Below are 18,059 nucleotides of genomic sequence, written 5' to 3'. Positions count from 1 at the left end.
AATGAAGTTTCGTTTTATTATTCCAGATTAAGAAAAATTTCCTCCAGCGAAGGTTCTTCTACTTCAAGTCGAAATACATCGATGTCCTGACCTGTAAATTGTTTATTTACTTGCGGAATCAGCTCCTTGGAGGGCACGGTGATTTCGGAATCAGTTTCTCCGATTTGGATTTTCTCAGCAAGGTCTGTGAAGGAATTCTGTAATTGTAACTGCTCCTTTTCAGATAGGGTGTGATGATGAATATGAATCACGATGTCCTGTTGATACTGTTCTCGCAGCTGTTTCATTGTTCCCTGTGTTTGTATACTTCCCTTATTCATAATGGCGATCTCATCACATAGCTTCTCTACTTCATTTAAATTATGGGAAGTTAAGAGAATGGTTGTTCCCTGGACAGCAATTTCCTTGATCAAGGCATGGATATTCAAGACCGCATTGGCATCGACGCCGGATGTTGGTTCATCAAGAAAGAGCAGTTTAGGCTGATGAATGATACTTTGGGCGATTCCCAGTTTCTTTTTCATTCCAAACGAAAACTTTTTCACTTTGACATGGACGGCATCCTCTAATCCAACTTGTTCGAGAACACGGATAATATCCTGTTTGGAAAGGGATTGTTTTACTAATTTCCGAAAGTAGTTTAAATGTTTGTATGCTGTTAAATCATCATAAAAGGTAGAGTAGTCCGGCAGCACACCAATCTCGCTTTGAATAGATTCAAGTTTTTTTTCAGGCTGTCCCAAAACTTCAAAGGAACCGGAGCTGGGCATGATAAGTCCGGTCACCATATTGATAAAAGTGGATTTACCAGCTCCATTCTTTCCAAGGAAGCCAAAGATTGTTCCTTGGGGAATATGTAAATCAACGGAATCAACAACCGGTTTCTTTCCATATATTTTAGTTAACTGATGCGTTTGCAGAGCTACCATTATAAATCCCTCTTTCTAAAGATAAATAAGCTTAGTAAAATAAATAAAATAGGGAAAAGTGCTACGAAATAAGCGTAATAATTGAACTTTTCTTCCTGCATGTAATAAAAATAAGGAGTTACGTACCCAATGGCTTTCACCAAAAGATGATCTGTCCCTGTACTCCATAAACCAAGTACCGGCAGAGCAATCGAAATAATGATCCCTAAAAACATGCTTAAAGACGGCTTTGGAATGACGGTTGATAGAAACAACGTCAAACCGATAAAGTAAGACACCAAAATAATCGACTGAATCAGATTTAAAATGGAAAACGATTTTGAAAATGGAATGACGAGTAACAGAGCAACGGTAATACATACACCCCAAAATAAAAAGCTCCCGATAAATTTCCCAAGGATAATATTATTCCTGCTTGTTTTTGTTGCTAAAAAACGGATGGTCCGTGTGTCTATCTCTTTATTGACGATATTATGGGATAGGCTGGTTACAAACAAAGGTCCAGCTAAAATCAATAAAAGCATTAATCCCATCACATAAGCATCCTGTCCAAGTCCTGCCTCTTGAAGGTATGTTTCAAATTGGCGGACTAATCTGGCAGCACCAACCGTGACGCCAAACAGGACGCCGATCATTAAGATCGAGCGGATGCTGGTAAATAAACTTTTAAACTCTCTAAAAGCAACGGTAAACATAAATTCATCTCCTCTTTTTCTGTATGTTATTAGGCAGGACGACTGCGGATTACAGCCATGATTCCGGCAATCAAATAGGCTATACCGCTGAACATTCCTAAACCGATCGTTGATAGGGTGCCGAGTATGGCTATCCCAATTAATAGAATTCCAGCAGGTTTTCCTCTGCTTTCTTTTTTCAATAAGTAAATAGCTGCTGTCCCTAAGATTATCCAGACAAATGAAATGACAGCTAAATAGATAAACAGATAACCTATATAGGTAACAATTTGCTGTTCGCTGAATTCAACGATATTTTCATCTTTCATAAAGGACTGGGCGAGCTCCAGCGTCTCAGGACTTCCTTCGACATTGCCATACAACAGGATACTCCCCGCAAATAAAACGCCAAATAATAAAATGCCAATGGCTGTTAAAATCATTTTTGTTTTGTATTTCATATCCATTTCTCCTCTTCAAGTTTCTTTATTTTTACTCTAGCAAATGAAGCTGTCTGTTATTTGAACAGAACTTTACCAATAAATTAAAAAAGCTTTCATTTGTTCAACTGTTCGTAAACTTGCTATGGTACGATACCAATGGAGGTGTCATACATGGAGGAACAAACAGATATTTTGATCGTCGATGATGAAAAAGCAATTGTGAATATGTTGGAGATGATGCTGAAGAAAGAAGGATTTCAACGTGTACAAAAAGCTTATACAGGGCAGGAAGCCATTAATATATTAAAAGAACAGAACATAGAAGTGATTATTTTGGACGTGATGCTTCCGGATGGGAGCGGCTTTGATTTTTGTCCGAAAATCAGAGAGCTGACCGACGCGTATATTCTTTTCTTAACAGCAAAAGTGTCGGATTTAGATGTGTTAACAGGTTTTGCAACAGGGGGAGATGACTATGTCACCAAACCGTTTAATCCGTTAGAGGTAGCAGCAAGAATTAAAGCTTACTTAAGGAGATCTGCTAAAACAGAAGCAGTTTCACCTGAAAAATCCAGCAGATATGACTTTGGCCGTTTTGTATTGGATGAAAATGCGGGTGTATTAAGCGTTAATGGAGAAGATGTTCCGTGCCCAACACAGGTTTATTTATTACTTCTCTATTTATGTAAACACCCAAATAGAATTTTTTCTAAAGCGGACTTATTAGGGGCTGTTTGGGGTTTTGAACACTTTGCAGATGAGAATACGGTCTCGGTACATATTAGAAGAATCAGAGAAAGAATTGAGGAAAATCCAAGTAAACCGGAATTTTTACTGACTGTTCGGGGATTGGGATATAAATTAGTGAAAGGAAATGTCTCATGAAAAAGCTGCGAGGACGGTTGTTTTTCCATTTCTCCATTCAGTTCGGTTTTATTGCTTTGTTAATGATTGTTGTCGTTTTTCTTGCCACACTTATAGGCGGCTATTTTCTTGTTGAGATGGATAGAGACGCAGATTATTATCAGTATCAGGTAGAAGAACTTGCTATTGATGTTGGTGATCCTCTGGAATATAAAAAGAATGATAATGATATTAGTGATGTATTGAAGACAGAGAACATGTGGTTGCAAATTATTGATGAAGAGGGAAATGTCATTGAATCTGAAAATGTGCCAGCAGATTTAAAGGAGCGTTATAACAGTATCGATATAGCACAAATGAAAGAAAGAGAACAGCTTGCGGAGTATTCTATCAAATATACATTAGAAAAACCATTATTCGCAGACACATATTTATTTGTACTAGGGTATCAGGAACAGGGAGCTCTTCTTATAAATGAGCTGATAGAAAATGTCAATACCAATGGCAGTATTGCAGAAGCAGACCAGTCTGAGGTGGAAGAAACACTGAATCAGCTTGAAGGAACACTTGCTATTTACGATGATAATGGGGATATTGTCCAGCAATTTGGCAGTAATGAGCATATAGAAGTATCGCCATTAGAAATGATAGAAAGAGACATTTCTCCAGATCATTACGATGAAAACCAGTATACCTTATTAGATAGAGAGTCTGGAAATTCATGGATTTTAACTGCACCGAGTAAGCAAAATCAGAAGCAATCATCAACAATGTTAAAAAAACCTGTTTTTATCGTTGCTGCTTTAGCTGGAGCTATTTTGGCGATTACGCTGCTGATCGCTTTTTGGAACAGCTTTCGTTATGGAAGTCCTTTGTTTATTTTTGCGAATTGGCTGAACCGGATGGGTAACGGAAACTATAAAGAAGTTTTAACTGAACAGGAGAAGAAAAAAGTATATCGTAAAAATGGCAAGTTAAAAAGAAGGTATAAATTATATAAAGAGGTTTTCCAAGCATTTGATGAGATGGCTGTAAAATTGGATGCTTCTCAAAAAGAAAGAGAACAGTTGGAAAAAAGCAGAGAGGAATGGGTTGCGGGAATTTCACATGATCTTCGCACACCTCTGACCACTATGGAAGGCTATGGCAGGATGCTGGGGAATGAACAATATGAATGGTCGAAGCAGGAGCTTCAAGAGATTGGAGATACGATCACTGAAAAAAGTGGTTATATGGTTGATCTAATCGAAGACTTTACGCTCAGCTTTCGTTTGAAAAATGATGCCAATACCTTGACGTTTAACTTGGTGAGTATGAATGAATCAATGGAACAGATTATAGAGAAGTTTCGGAAGGATGTCGCCTTTAAGGATTATTCGGTTGTGTACGAACCGGTTCGACCAGATAGAAAAATAGAAGTCAATGAGCGGTTGTTTGAAAGAATGATCGATAATCTGATGTATAATGCCTGGAAGCATAACCCGCAGGACACAGCGGTAAAAGTCGCAGTTACGCAATCTGAAGAAGAAAAGGGACTGGAAATCAGAATCACCGATAACGGCACAGGGATGGATGAAGAAACGCAAAAACATCTATTCACCCGCTATTACCGCGGGACAAATACAGAAGAGAGAAATGAAGGAACAGGACTTGGCATGAGTATTGCTTTGCAAATCGCCAAGCTGCATCAAGGAACAATTTCTGTACAATCAGAAAAAGATCGGGGCACAACGGTAACGGTATTTTTACCAAATGATAAAGATTGATCAAAGAATGCGTTGCAGCATGCGAAAAAACTGTAACGTGTTCTTACATAGCAATTATTAACTAAAAATAAAGAATTCAAAGATAACATAGCATGTGATTTATACTTAAAGTAGACAGAGAAGAGGGGTTTCAATGGAAGAGAGAACAAACATTTTTATTGTAGAAGATGATTATGAAATTGCCCGGATTATGAAGGATCATTTAGACAGGGAAGGTTTTCAGGTGACGTGGGCATCTACTGGAATAGAAGGCTGGGAGGATTTTAAAGCAGGCAGCTTTTCCATCGTGCTTGTCGATTTAATGATGCCGGAGATGGATGGCTATGAGCTGTGTGAAAAGATTCGTTTAGAAAGCGATGTACCTTTATTGATCGTCAGTGCAAAAGGAGAGGATGACAGTAAAATACGCGGACTGAATTTAGGCGCGGATGATTATTTAACCAAACCGTTCAGTCTCAAGGAATTAACGGCACGCGTACAGTCCCATTTAAGAAGGTATCAGCGTTATACAAGTAAAAGCTATGATGCAGAAATGTCAAAGTATACCTATGGATTAGCCATTGATTTTTTAAATGATACCGTATTTTTGGAGGGAGAGCTTCTTGTTCTGACGGCGAAGGAAAAGGAAATTTTGTTTTTACTTGCCAGGAACCCGTTTATTACGTTTGAGAAAGCCAGGATTTATGAGCATATTTGGCAGCTGAAAAATGTGAATGGCAATAATACCGTGACTGTTCATATTAAAAGCCTCCGCACGAAACTCATGGATACCGGAAAGCAGGCGAAATTTATCCAGACGGTTTGGGGAGCGGGGTACCGCTTTGTAGGAGAACCGTTATCATGAAGATTAAAAATTGGCTGATGGTGAGCCACCTTGTGGTAATGCTGCTGCCGATTGTGGCGGTGTATCTGCTTTATGTCAGTTTGCAGAGTTATAATCAGGAAGAGGATTTAAAGGAATATCTTGATTTTCAAATACTTGTTTCGGATTTAGATAGGGAGTTGAATGATGCATCTTTGTATGAATCTTTGGAAAATAATCGTTTTCAAGCATTGAGCCAGCTCGGTGATGACCATCTCAGTATTGATTTATACCGTTATGATGGATTGCACTTATTTACAACGATGGAAGGAGCAGCAACGTATTCTCTATCACAGGATCAAGATAGAATGTTTGAAAATTTAAATGAAACGCAGAGACGGGCGAAAACCTACGTTTATAAGAAGCCTGTATTAGATGAAAATCAACAGTTGGCGGGTGTTTACGAAATTACGCTCGGGAGAACAGGTTGGGTGGAGACCTCGAATCAGCAGCTTTTACTTACTTTCATTCTTTCGGGAATCTTTTTCATCCTGCTTTACATCATTGTTATTGTAGCAATAAATCGCAAACTAAACCGTCCGCTTCATCAATTACAGGAGCATATGTGGGCTTTTGCAGCCGGGAAAGATACGGATAAAAAGCTGAATCAATCCAAAGATGAAATTGGCGCTTTAAATCACCAATTTGAAGAAATGAAAGATCAAATTATGGAGACAAGAGAAGAACTTGTCAAAGAACAGGAAGAAAAAGAGTATATGGTAGCTGCTTTATCTCATGACTTAAAAACACCATTGACAGTAATCCGCACGTATACGGAAGCCTTGGAAAATCACCATTTATCTAAAGAAGAACGAGCAGAATACCAAATGATTGTTAACGATAAATTAACACATATGAAACAAATGATTGATGATTTATCGATTTTTACAGCACTTCAATCATCGAAAAATACGCTTCAGTCTGTTCAAGTGAACGGGAATGAATTTTTTGAAATGTTATTTTCCGGTTATGAAGAACCATGTGCAAGAAAGGATATTCGTTTAACTACAGAATGGAAGGTTCGAAATGCTTATGAGCTGGATCCGAAGCAGATGATCCGGCTGGTAGATAATCTAATGGATAATAGTATCCGATATACACCGCAGCACAGGCAGATTTGGCTGGCCGCCATTGCGTCAACCAAGCCATTGCCAGATTGGATTTTTCCTACTTTTAAAGAAGAAGTAGATCAATGGAGAGAAGCTGGAACAGTTATATTGATTCAAAATGAAGGAAAAGGAATGGCGGAAAGTCAATTACAGAAAGTATTTGAACCCTTTTACCAGGATGATGCGTCCAGAGGAAAAGGAGCAACCTCAGGCCTTGGCCTAAGTATCGCGAAAATAATTATGGAAAACCACGAAGGAAAAATAAATATTTGGTCAAGTGACAATGAAGGAACTTTATTTGCATGCTGGATAAAAGAAAGGGGATAAAAAATGTTAAAACGAAGAGGGAAAGAATATTTTATTGGTCTTAGTATTTTCCTAATCTTATTAGGAGGCTGTTCGCAGGATATGCAGGTCTCTGCAGAAGAAATCATTCATAATGCGATAGAGTCAGAGAATGAAATTACGGACTTCTATGGAAAAGCAGAAATGAAGACGTTTGAAGGGGAAGAAATAACTGGGGAAATGATTTCAGAAGAATATGTTTCGGACGATGATATGAGAACAGTATCGAAGGAACAGTTAACTGGTTTGGAAATTGAGACAATCATCGATAGTGAAAAGATGCTGGTATATAATAAATCGGATGAAACTGTAATGGAAGTAGATACTTCAGAAATGGGAGACGTATTTGCTTTAAGTCCAAAGGAAAATTTCCAAAGTATGATCGGAATGATGGAAGATTCGCATACCTATGAAGTTATTGGTGAAGAAGAACTGCTGGACCGGAATACTTTCCATATTAAGCTGGAGTCAAAAGAAGCGAATAATCTATTAGGGGATATGGAACTTTGGGTGGATAAGGAATCGTGGTTTGTTGTAAAAACAATTACAGAAACAGGGGAGATTCGAACAGAAACGGAATATACAGAACTCGATTTTTCACCAGATTTTGATGAGGATACGTTCACGATGGATATTCCTGATGATGTAGAGATTACAAACATTGATGATATGTTCACTTCCGAATCGGTAACATTGGAAGAAGTAGAGGAAGCTTTAGGGCAGGAATTTTTCATCTTCTCTGAAGAAGACATTCAACTTACGGATATACAGGTATATGAGCTTTCTAATGAAGAAGTTGATTTAGAGATACAATTAACTTACCGCACAAATGACGATGTTCCTTTATTTAATTTATTTGTTTCATCTGCTGATGATACGGAAATAGAAGAACCTAATATGGAAATCCGGGGACTGCCTGCCAAATATGAAGAAATGGTCGAGAGCCTAACTTGGAATGAAGAGGGATTAAATTATTACCTTATCAGAATGGATGAGGAAGAAGGAGTAGATGAGATCGTTGAATGGGCAGAAGATATGGTGCTGAGTTCAGAAACAAATTAGAAATACCGATCTAACTTGTTACCTGTAAGGAATTCAGCCAATAGCTTGTATTTCATAGAAAAAAGAAATTCTAAGAAAGCAAAATATACTTTTTAGAGGACTTTAAGGCTCTCTTTAATAAGAGCGATGTTTTTCTAAATGAATGGAGGCGAAACGATATGAAGCTTACAGCAGAGGAACTGGTAAGCAAGGCGGTTGAAGCAGGAATAGGAATGGATCATTATTATACGTTATCCGAATCAAAAGTATATCAAGGAACAGAATTAATAGAGCATAGTTTCTTAGAAGAATATGTCGCAAATGAAAAGCGAAAAACTGTTACGCATGACCAGCTGGCAGAGGAAGAAAAAAGTACGGAAGCCTTAAACGATGGTGCAAAAACAATTATCTATGATAAATATAACCGTCGCGCATTCGAGATGGATATAACAACAGATGGAGACATAGAATCATTTGATCCTAAAGAAAAAATGAATGGAATGATGGGCATCACAAAGGATTCTCATGAGCTTGAATTAATGGGAGAAGAAAAAATACTAGATTTTGATACATTCCATATTGAAGCAAAAGCAAAAACCTCCGATCATGTATTTGGAGATACAGCCTTATGGGTGGACCATAAAACTGGGTTTATTATTAAAATGATTTCCGAAGCGGACGGTGTACGAACAGAACTGGAATATAAAGAAATCGACTTATCACCAGCATTTGCAGAGAATACCTTCACGTTGGATATTCCAGATGATGTTGAAATAAAGGATTTAGAAGCATTTACTCCAGATACAGTAACATTAGCAGAGGCAGAAGAAAGTCTCGAACAGGCATTTTATCTGTTTCCTGAGGATGAATTTACTTTAAAAGATATAGAAATGCATCATATCGAGGGAATAATAACTCGTGATGAGCTAAATTTAACATACTATTCCAAAGCGGATATGCCAATGTTCTATTTATCTATTTTCCGGTCACCTGAAGGAATGGAAATCGAAAAAGCTGATATGGAAATTCGGGGAAAGAAGGCGGCCTATGAAAAGGTTGTTAATAGTATTACCTGGGATGAAGGGGATTTGCGATATTCTATCATTATGATTGGTTCCGGTATGGAGAAAGGTGAAATGATAAAGAAGGCGGAAAGCATGGTGCTGAGTTCGGATTTAAATAGACACTCTTGAAACAGGAGGTAATTCACCATGAAAAAAGTAAAGATACATCCGCTGATTATTGTCGGCTTATTTATTAATACATTAGGAAATGGATTTTCTGCTTATCGTCTTTATGATGATGACCGAACAGCTTCTATTGCTTTAACGGTATTGTGTTTGTTTACATTGACGTTAGCTGTTTATGGTATTATTCGAAATCGGAAAATAAATGAAACGTGAGGAGAGGTCGGACATGTCCATAGAGGCAACGCTTATCGCAGGCGTTGTTTCCATTATTATATGGAGTGCAGTGTCCTGGGAGCTTACCAAATCTTCAAAAGAGCAGAATGGAAAGTTAATCACTTTGTTGATGTCTGCGGGCTGTTTAGCGACCATGATACTAATGATCCAGCTTTTTGAAACGATTACATTTTGAATATAATCTCGTAACGTTATTCGATGCATGTTTAAAAAAGGAGATTTTATATTATTTGTATTTTGATGGATTTAACAAAGCAATCTGATTTCTAAAAAAGCTCATCTAACTTACTATTGCAACAGCTTTCTTTGGCATGCTGACAGATGGCGTGATCGTATTCGTAGTTCTATTTTTGTGGAATGAAGGAATTCCTGCAAAAGCCTGACGAATGACGATTATTATTTCAAGGGGGAGATTTATTGAATTATAAAGTGATGAAAGATGGGAAAGCAGTATTAGGGTTCATATCATCGATTATTTTAGTAATAATAGCATTCGTACTGGTAACAAACCATATTCGTTATTGGGTATTATTCTCTGTAACATCAATGATTGTTTTGACTTTAAGCCTGCGGAGAGCAGATAAAATAATGAAAAATAATTGAACATCTTTCAGCTTCTGATAAAGAAACAAAGCTAATAATGAAATGATTATGCTATTTAGGGAGGGAACTTTTTGGAAAATACAGCAATGAAACTGATCGATTTAAAGAAAACAATTGGAAAAACAGAAATTATTAAAGGGTTAAATTTTGAGATTAAATCAGGAGAAGTTTTTGGTTTTATCGGACCAAACGGAGCAGGGAAGACAACGACTATTCGAATGATGGTAGGCTTAATAAAAATGAGCGGTGGGGACGTACAGATCTTAGGCAAAAGTATTAAAAACGATTATAAGGAGGCAATAAAAAAGGTTGGAGCCATTGTCGAGAATCCAGAAATGTATCCGTTTATGACGGGGAAGCAGAATTTAGTCCACTTTGCCCGTATGCTTCCTGATGTTAGCAAGGAGCGGATACAAGAGGTTATTTCCTTAGTAGGGCTTGAAAAGGCAATGAATGAAAAAGTCGGCAAGTACTCGTTAGGGATGCGACAAAGGTTAGGAATTGCTCAAGCCTTATTACACAATCCGTCTGTTTTAATCTTAGATGAACCGACGAACGGGCTTGACCCTGCTGGTATCCGGGAGATCCGGCACTATATTCGACGATTGGCTGAAGAACAAAATGTTGCCGTCATTATTTCTAGTCATCTGTTATCAGAAATCGAATTAATGTGTGACCGGATTGGAATTATTAAAAATGGAGAGCTTGTTACAATTCAAAATGTTCATGATGCAGCAGATACAACGCAGGATTCCCATCAGATTCAAATGGAAGTAACACCTGTAGACAAAGCAATGGAACTGTTAAACACAGAGTATGAGATCGATGCTGTACTAAAAAGTGATTTGATAACCTTTCAAAGTCAAAGAGAAGAAATTCCTAAAATCATTCAAACATTCGTACGAAATGATATTTCCATTTACCAGGTAGAAGTATCCAGAGCAACATTAGAAGAAAAATTCTTTGATTTGATTGGAGAGAATGTCATTGAGTAACTTGATGAACTTAATTCATAATGAAATAAATAAAATATATATTCAAAAATCCACCTGGATTATGTACATATTTTTAGCAGTTATTATTTTGGGGTACGGCATGTTAACGAACTTCTTTGGAGATGTGAGGGAAAGTTACAGCGAGGATTCATGGCGTGCGGAACTGCAGGAAGAGAATGAAGAGCTGACCAAGGAGATGGAAGAGGAAGAGCTCCTTCAAGATTTTAATACGGGTTTGATTGAGCAAAACAATTATTATTTAGAAAATGATATTCAGCCGGCGAGTTATGATGCGTGGCAATTTGTGATGGAAATGAATATCATGCTGTCCATCGTAAGTTTATTAACGATCATTATCGCGGCAGGAATTGTTGCGAATGAATTTAGATGGGGGACGATAAAGCTTTTACTGATCCGTCCTATCTCCAGATCAAAAATATTATTATCCAAATATATGGCTGTCCTGCTATTTGCTTTGATCACGCTGTTATTTGTCGTTATCTTTTCATGGATCATTGGTGCATTGTTCTTTGGTGTGGAAGGATTGAATCCGCATATCGTCATGGATAAGGCCGGCGGTTTGGAATACGTATCGGTTATTCATGAGATTATTACTAACTATGGATATAAACTCGTTAATTTAGTGATGATGGCTACCTTTGCCTTTATGATTTCAAGTATTTTCCGAAATAGTGCACTTGCCATTGGAACAGCTGTATTTCTAATGATGGCCGGGAATTCCATTGTCAGCTTCTTCTCGGAATATAGCTGGGCTAAGTATATTTTATTTGCGAATACAGATTTAAGCCAATATGCAAACGGCGCGCCATGGGTGGAAGGAATGACGTTACCGTTTTCAATCATAGTTTTACTTGTCTATTTTGTAGTGTTTTTAGCAGCATCTTGGGGAATATTTACTAAAAGAGATATCGCAGGTCAATAAGATATTTAGGGAGGTATAAAGATAATGAAAAGAACAGTAGAGATTGTATTGGGCGTCATTGGAATTTTGGGGTATGGACTGATTACCGCTTTAGGCGGGTTTATGTTATTTCTGCAAAATAATGAAGATGTCCTTCAAGAAGTAGTAGAGCAAAGTCCAGATATAGGGCTTGGTGATTTAAACACCGTTATGGAAGGAATGGGTTCAGGGGGATGGACTCTTACCATTACCTCTATTATTGCGATCATATTAAGTTTTGTCGCGATATTCTTGATTAAAGGGAATAAGCGACCGAAAATGGCTGGTACTATTTTTATTGTCACCTCCATTTTAGGTGCCATTTTCACTGTAGGAATCGGTATTTTACCAGGCATCTTTTTACTTATCAGCGGCAGTATGTGTTTTGCCCGAAAGTGAAGGAGTCATAGGTTCAACTAACAGTAGATTCTATTGAAATAAGCGGGAGGAACTCATTTTAAACAAAACCCTCCCAGCTTCCTTTAAAGTGCTGATCTCCTTATGGATTATTCTACGCTCTAAGTTTTGGACTGAGTCTGCTTTTAGGATTTTACATTACAAATATCAAAATCTTTTAAACTATAATAATTGGTATTTTGAGAGGCAGTTTGATAATAAGCTATCTTATTTATCACGGAGAACCGCCCGTAAAACTCCCTGCCTTCAAATAAAGAGATAGAATAAATTTATTTAGGCGGGGGATACCGGGCATTAACTCCCCTCGAAGGAAGTTTTGTTTTAAAAAGATAAATACGCTGTAATCTATCAGTTTTTAGTAACGTAAGGGAGGTATTATGTGAATAAAAAATTTTTCAGCATCATCGGCTGGGGTTTGCTTTTGGTTATGATGGTGACTTGGATTGGCTTTGGCTATTCAAGCTGGTTCTTATTACTTCTCCCGTTAGCTTATATTTGTTTTGCTATTAATGATGGAAGTATTAAAAGTTAGAAAAGATAAAACAACTTTCAATAAAGCAGGTCATATTAATTGTAGCTGCATTTATTGTATCCATCGCTGTTGTTTTTGGGCTTATTCAATTAGCTAATTACTTAATCAACAATGTATTGCATTTAACAGGATGGATAAAGACATTTAGCCAGATTATTGCTATCATTCTTTCACTATATCCCGTCAAATTTACATTTGGCAGTGTTGTTTATAAGGTAAGTCATGATTGATTTAAATACAAAAATGGAGCGTCTTTAGGGCTGAATATCATATATTGGAAATAAAACGAAACTTCACTCAGTGGGAGTTTTTCGACGCACAACTCTTTACGATGGGACGAGTAACCGCAGTCCCAGGATGTGCTAGTGCAGACGTTGCGACAACGGTTTTCGATGGGGCGAGTAATCGCAGCCCCAGTCCCAGGACGTCGCGAACTTAGTCTGCTTCCTTCATTCTCCCGCTGAGTTAGCCTAAGTGATTCAGGGAGGTAGCGTTCGTTATCTCCCGCCTAAATAAATTTATTTTACGCTTTATTTTGAGGCGGGAGTTTTTATGGACGATTCTCCGGGGTAAAATTGCACTAATACAATTAAAAGAGAGCTTTCTCTTGCTTAGATGAGCAATATTTCTTTTTACAATAAATACAAAGGAGGTCATAAGATGAGTGAATTATCCATTGAAATAGCAGAGCTTGAAAAGAAATATGGACAACAAGCTGCTGTAGAACGTATTAATTTTCAAGTGAAAAAAGGAGAATTGTTTGGATTTTTAGGGCCGAATGGAGCGGGTAAAACAACGACGATTAAAATGATGACGGGATTGCTTGAGCCGACAAGCGGTACAGTTGAAATAAATGGAAATGATATTTGGAAGAATCCGCTTGAAGCAAAAAAACAGATTGCTTATGTTCCAGACCAGCCGAATTTATATCCGAAACTGACAGGCTGGGAATATCTGGAGTTTGTGGCATCTGTATTTCAAATATCATCGGATCATTTTAAAGAACGGGCGAAGCAGTTACTGTCCATATTTGGACTGACGGACCGGGCTAATGAATTAATAGAAGGATATTCTCATGGGATGAAGCAAAAAATCGCGATCTGCGGAGCACTTGTTCATGATCCGGAAATATTATTTTTAGATGAACCAACCGTGGGGCTTGATCCAAAAAGTGCAAGGAATCTAAAAAATTTGCTCAGAGAAGAATGCGATAATGGGATGACGGTGTTTTTAACAACGCATATTCTTGAAATCGCGGAACAGATGTGTGACCGGATCGGTATTATTTCAGATGGCAATATTACTGCTCTTGGAACAATGGATGAATTAAGGGAAAAAGACGGGCGTACAGAAGGAAGCCTTGAAGATATTTTCTTAGAGTTAACAGGTGGTGATGATCAAGAAGCGATTATTCAAGAGATGGCGAAAGAAGATCAGCCAGGTGGTCCATCATGATAAAAGTTTTGTTCAAGAATCAGCGGAGGATATTTGTAAATACACTTAAATCACAAAATCTGAAAAACTATTTTGCCTATCTTGTTATTTTTGCAGTCTTGGCTGTTCTGCTGTTTTTTGTCTCTCAAGCGATATGGAACATTGCCGGTTCGGTGACTGAGCCCATTTTAGATGGGATCTTTTCTTACAGCTTGTTAATGATTATTGGAATGATTATTTTAATCGGGATGCCAGAAGTGTTTAAACACATGTACTCGGCAACCGATTTAGAGTTTCTGTTCACCATGCCGATTAAAACGAGGCATATTTTTATAATGAAGTACATGCAAAGCTTTATCGGCACACCTTTGACTGTTTTTTTATTTCTTTTAGTACCACTTACAGCTTATGGGGTGGCCAGCGGCGCAAATATTTTATATTATTTCGTACTTGTATGTATGTTGTTTGCCGGAGCTACCATTGGGCTTTCCATTGTCTACCTGCTTAATTTGGTTGTCATACAGCTTATACCTGCAAAACGTGCAAATGAATTGATGACAGCGATGACCTTTCTGTCAGGATTGTTTGTCTATTTGATATTTATGTTACCGCAAATATCAAATAACCGTTCATTATCAGAGTCGCTTATGGCAGGGCTTCCAGTTTTACCGGATTGGATACCGGTAAGCTGGGGAAGTAATGCATTAATTCAGGCAGCAAATGGTTCAATGAGCTTTTTCCTGCCAATGATTTTATTGATACTTTTTGCCGGAATATTGATTTTACTTACGACGACATTAGTTGAAAAAGGATTTCGTACGGGTTGGATTAGACTAAGTGAGGGAAGCGGGAAAAAGAAAAAGCGTAAACCTAAAAAAGAACGTGCGCAGGGTGTATCACATCCAGTTATTGCGATCGGGAAGAAAGAATGGTTTTCCATTAAACGTGATATGAGAGAATGGATGACATTTTTACCTCTCGCCTTTTTCATCGTTTTTCCAGTGATTGGCTTCTTCATGAGTGGGGACGTCCGCTTAAGTGATCTTCGCGGATTTAATGATATTTCTTGGCCCATTGCCCAAGGCTTCTTTTTATTTATTTATGCATTGTTTAACGGACAGCTCGCTGCTGCGGCTATTGCGCGGGAAGGACTGTCTGCGTGGATCTTACGCACGTTCCCATTATCAGGCCGCGATATTGCCTTAGGAAAGCTATGGATCAGCTGGTTGCTTCCATTTATTATTTTAACGATCCTGGAATGTATTGTAGGAGTATTTCTTGGCTGGGCATGGTGGCAGTTCATCTTTGGAATTGTGGTGAAAGCAGGAATTACAATCGGAATCAGCTCCATCGGCATTTGGATTGGGACAATTGGTGCACGGTTTAATCCGGGCAATCCCCAGCAGCGATTAACCTTTGGAACATCCATGTTTCTATTATTGTTGGCATATGTGTATTTGGCTGTTTTAAGCATCCCTTACGCATTAATGCTCGTACCTGGTGAGGCAGCTCCATTTGTTGTTGATCTGGGCGCGGAAAGTTCTGGATTTTTCGGCTTCGTATTTAGCTTGTTTGGCGTTTTGCTTACATGGAAAGCAAGCAATCCAATGATAGTAATAAGCCTTGGTCTATTGCTGATGTTCATATTATCTATTGGCCTTGCGTGGTTGTTCTTGTATGTGAGTGCGAAGCGGATTAATCGTGGTGTTACTATTGATATAGTGAACGAGACGAGTGGAAAGGCTTTGTTTAAACAGAAATCTGGCAAGAGTTTGTATTAAGCTTTGTTTTTTAGTGAGAAAGCCAATTTTGCTGAAAGAAGAAGCGGTAATTAAAGAAAATATAACTATTTTAAGTTTGGTAAGCATGAATCAGGTGGAAGAATGAGGAGGTCTTGTATTGAAAAAGATTCAAGGAGGCCCTATATTTAATAAAAAAAGCATACGTATTACAGGTTTCTGGATGACGCTAATTTTGATGTTTAAGCTATTGGGGGTAACGGACCTAATCAACATTCATAACGTATCGTGGGCTGTAGTTTTGCCAATTGGTATTGTTGGTATCTCTTTACAAATTTTTAGTAACTTTATTACGGAGAAGCGCCCGTAAAACTCCCGCCTTCAAATAAAGAGAGAAAATAAATGTATTTAGGCGGAAGATCAGGTGAGCTAACACCTGAATCATTTAGGCTAATTCAGTGGGAGAAGAGAAAAGTTCCCACTGAATGAAGTTTCGTTTTATAGCAAACATTTTTTCAGACATGGTAAATATCGAAGTAAGCCAATTTGTTAGAAGACGGAAGAGGAATCGTATACAAAGGTTTTTCTTAAAGAAGCGATATTAGTATGAACTTGAGTTTGAGGAGATAGCTGAGGTGCTATAGACTGTTTTAACTGTTGGCAAAAAAGTCATGAGAGGAAGCAGCAAAATGTTAAATTTTGAAAATATAAGTGAAATAATAAGCCATAATATCAATTATTATTGGAAGGGCTTTCAGTTAACCGTCTTTGCTTTATATGATAAAGAAAAAGTATATTTATATAATCATCCAAAATTTTCAACAGAAAATAAACCATACCATTTATTAAATTGGAATGATCAATTTAATGGAGCAGACACACTTATAATTTACGAAGAATACCCAACAGCTATTGTAAACTTAGACTCTTATCATGATGATATGGAAAGTGTATATGCTATTGTTGTGCATGAACTATTTCATGGTTTCCAATATCTGCTGGAAGAAAATAGATTCCCTAATGAATTATTAGGAATATCTTACCCGCTATTGAACGAAAACGTAGAGTTAAGAAATAAGGAAAGAAAATGCCTTTATGATGCAGTAATATCAACTTCTAAAATAGAAAAACGAATACAGCTAAATAACTTTATTAGTCTTCGTGAAAAAAGACGAATGTTTATTGGGGAATTTATGGAATATGAGAATTCTATTGAAACAGTAGAAGGGCCGGCCTTTTATGTAGAATCACATTCTTATTCACATATTAGCTCTAATAAAGATGATATTATAGTGAAAAAATATGGTAAGCATTTAATAGATGGCAGTGAGTCAACTTTTCATCTTAGAAAAAGTAATTATAGTTCTGGGTTATTTATCTGCTTACTATTAGATGAAATTTCTCCTGATTGGAAAGAAACCTTCTTTGATACCGATAAATATTTATACGACCTCTTGAAAGATACGGTTGAATTGGAAATAGATAAAAATATTCAAGTGAAAATTAGTGAGGAAACAAATTCTATCATTAATAAGATTAAAAAAAGCAAGCAGGATATTTTTAGAGAATTCGAGAATAGAGAAGGTTACCACTTATTTATTACAGGGGAAATTGGACTGACTGGATTCGATCCAATGAATATCATTGCTTATGAAAAGCGGTTTCTACATAAACGCTTTATTTCCATTAGTATTAATGATAAAGCATATCAAATAAATCAGCCTGCGATTACTTATTATTATGGAGAGTATAATTCTATAAATAAAGTACATGTAGTGTTGAATACGGAGCCAGTTCATAAAAATGGATTAGTAAGTATTAAAGGAATAGGCGAAATACAAGGTCAATATTTTAAAGATAAGAATTATTATTATATTAATTGTTCAACTTTCATATAAATTCGTCTTTGTAAAGAGAGCAT

20 protein-coding genes are annotated in these 18,059 nt (G+C 37.3%); 17 read left to right on the top strand and 3 right to left on the bottom strand.

Translation table 11 applies throughout. From position 1 onward, the window contains the following. Positions 1-17: 17 nt before the first annotated feature. The 3 genes from BN986_RS17580 to BN986_RS25815 are packed head-to-tail and all read right to left on the bottom strand — an operon-like array spanning position 18 to position 2,064. The gene (locus BN986_RS17580) at positions 18-929 is read right to left on the bottom strand and encodes an ABC transporter ATP-binding protein (protein ID WP_040982566.1); all 912 of its coding nucleotides are present in this window, start codon (positions 927-929) and stop codon (positions 18-20) included. After that, on the bottom strand, positions 929-1,624 hold the full coding sequence (locus BN986_RS17575) for an ABC transporter permease (protein WP_040982564.1): 696 nt from the start codon (positions 1,622-1,624) through the stop codon (positions 929-931). The genes BN986_RS17580 and BN986_RS17575 overlap by 1 nt, the downstream gene beginning before the upstream one ends. 29 nt (positions 1,625-1,653) lie before the next feature. Continuing rightward, positions 1,654-2,064 (bottom strand): DUF4064 domain-containing protein, encoded by a 411-nt coding sequence (locus tag BN986_RS25815; protein WP_052400871.1) that lies wholly within the window; start codon positions 2,062-2,064, stop codon positions 1,654-1,656. 153 nt (positions 2,065-2,217) lie between these two features. On the opposite strand from BN986_RS25815, the gene BN986_RS17565 reads away from it, so the two are divergent. From BN986_RS17565 to BN986_RS17485, 17 genes are all read left to right on the top strand, one after another. Next, positions 2,218-2,931, top strand: coding sequence for a response regulator transcription factor (locus BN986_RS17565; RefSeq protein WP_040982562.1), 714 nt, complete (start codon positions 2,218-2,220; stop codon positions 2,929-2,931). Further along, the gene (locus BN986_RS17560) at positions 2,928-4,676 is read left to right on the top strand and encodes a sensor histidine kinase (RefSeq protein ID WP_040982560.1); all 1,749 of its coding nucleotides are present in this window, start codon (positions 2,928-2,930) and stop codon (positions 4,674-4,676) included. Before BN986_RS17565 ends, BN986_RS17560 begins: the two co-directional genes overlap by 4 nt. 133 nt (positions 4,677-4,809) lie before the next feature. After that, entirely contained in the window at positions 4,810-5,520 is a 711-nt protein-coding gene (locus tag BN986_RS17555; protein WP_040982558.1) for a response regulator transcription factor, read from the top strand. Further along, positions 5,517-6,974: a HAMP domain-containing sensor histidine kinase gene (locus BN986_RS17550; protein ID WP_040982556.1), complete on the top strand. Its 1,458-nt coding sequence runs from the start codon at positions 5,517-5,519 to the stop codon at positions 6,972-6,974. The genes BN986_RS17555 and BN986_RS17550 overlap by 4 nt, the downstream gene beginning before the upstream one ends. 3 nt (positions 6,975-6,977) lie before the next feature. Next, positions 6,978-8,054, top strand: coding sequence for a LolA family protein (locus BN986_RS17545; protein ID WP_040982555.1), 1,077 nt, complete (start codon positions 6,978-6,980; stop codon positions 8,052-8,054). 158 nt (positions 8,055-8,212) lie between these two features. After that, positions 8,213-9,226 carry a LolA family protein gene (locus BN986_RS17540; protein WP_040982554.1) on the top strand — a complete coding sequence of 338 codons (1,014 nt, stop codon included), beginning with the start codon at positions 8,213-8,215 and terminating at the stop codon, positions 9,224-9,226. An 18-nt stretch (positions 9,227-9,244) separates the two neighbouring features. After that, a complete protein-coding gene (locus tag BN986_RS17535) occupies positions 9,245-9,436 on the top strand; it encodes a hypothetical protein (RefSeq protein WP_040982553.1) in 192 nt (63 codons plus the stop codon). Between the two features lie 13 nt (positions 9,437-9,449). Beyond that, entirely contained in the window at positions 9,450-9,632 is a 183-nt protein-coding gene (locus BN986_RS17530; RefSeq protein WP_040982552.1) for a hypothetical protein, read from the top strand. Positions 9,633-9,874: 242 nt separating this feature from the next. After that, positions 9,875-10,060, top strand: a complete 186-nt coding sequence (locus tag BN986_RS17525) for a hypothetical protein (protein WP_040982551.1) — start codon at positions 9,875-9,877, stop codon at positions 10,058-10,060. Between the two features lie 71 nt (positions 10,061-10,131). Next, a complete protein-coding gene (locus BN986_RS17520) occupies positions 10,132-11,055 on the top strand; it encodes an ABC transporter ATP-binding protein (RefSeq protein WP_148417159.1) in 924 nt (307 codons plus the stop codon). Further along, positions 11,048-11,998: an ABC transporter permease gene (locus BN986_RS17515; RefSeq protein ID WP_040982550.1), complete on the top strand. Its 951-nt coding sequence runs from the start codon at positions 11,048-11,050 to the stop codon at positions 11,996-11,998. Before BN986_RS17520 ends, BN986_RS17515 begins: the two co-directional genes overlap by 8 nt. A gap of 24 nt (positions 11,999-12,022) precedes the next feature. Continuing rightward, a complete protein-coding gene (locus tag BN986_RS17510; RefSeq protein ID WP_040982549.1) occupies positions 12,023-12,415 on the top strand; it encodes a DUF4064 domain-containing protein in 393 nt (130 codons plus the stop codon). 397 nt (positions 12,416-12,812) lie between these two features. Continuing rightward, the gene (locus BN986_RS27720; protein WP_244445035.1) at positions 12,813-12,965 is read left to right on the top strand and encodes a hypothetical protein; all 153 of its coding nucleotides are present in this window, start codon (positions 12,813-12,815) and stop codon (positions 12,963-12,965) included. Between the two features lie 660 nt (positions 12,966-13,625). Continuing rightward, positions 13,626-14,420: an ABC transporter ATP-binding protein gene (locus BN986_RS17500; RefSeq protein ID WP_040982548.1), complete on the top strand. Its 795-nt coding sequence runs from the start codon at positions 13,626-13,628 to the stop codon at positions 14,418-14,420. Next, positions 14,417-16,180, top strand: coding sequence for a putative ABC transporter permease subunit (locus BN986_RS17495; protein ID WP_040982547.1), 1,764 nt, complete (start codon positions 14,417-14,419; stop codon positions 16,178-16,180). The genes BN986_RS17500 and BN986_RS17495 overlap by 4 nt, the downstream gene beginning before the upstream one ends. Before the next feature lie 118 nt (positions 16,181-16,298). Continuing rightward, positions 16,299-16,508 (top strand): hypothetical protein, encoded by a 210-nt coding sequence (locus BN986_RS17490; RefSeq protein ID WP_040982546.1) that lies wholly within the window; start codon positions 16,299-16,301, stop codon positions 16,506-16,508. 319 nt (positions 16,509-16,827) lie between these two features. Further along, positions 16,828-18,036, top strand: a complete 1,209-nt coding sequence (locus BN986_RS17485; protein WP_040982545.1) for a hypothetical protein — start codon at positions 16,828-16,830, stop codon at positions 18,034-18,036. Positions 18,037-18,059 lie beyond the last annotated feature (23 nt).

Source organism: Oceanobacillus jeddahensis (assembly GCF_000750635.1).
In the GTDB taxonomy this organism is placed as follows: domain Bacteria; phylum Bacillota; class Bacilli; order Bacillales; family Amphibacillaceae; genus Oceanobacillus; species Oceanobacillus jeddahense.
This window is presented reverse-complemented; position numbering and strand designations above follow the sequence as displayed.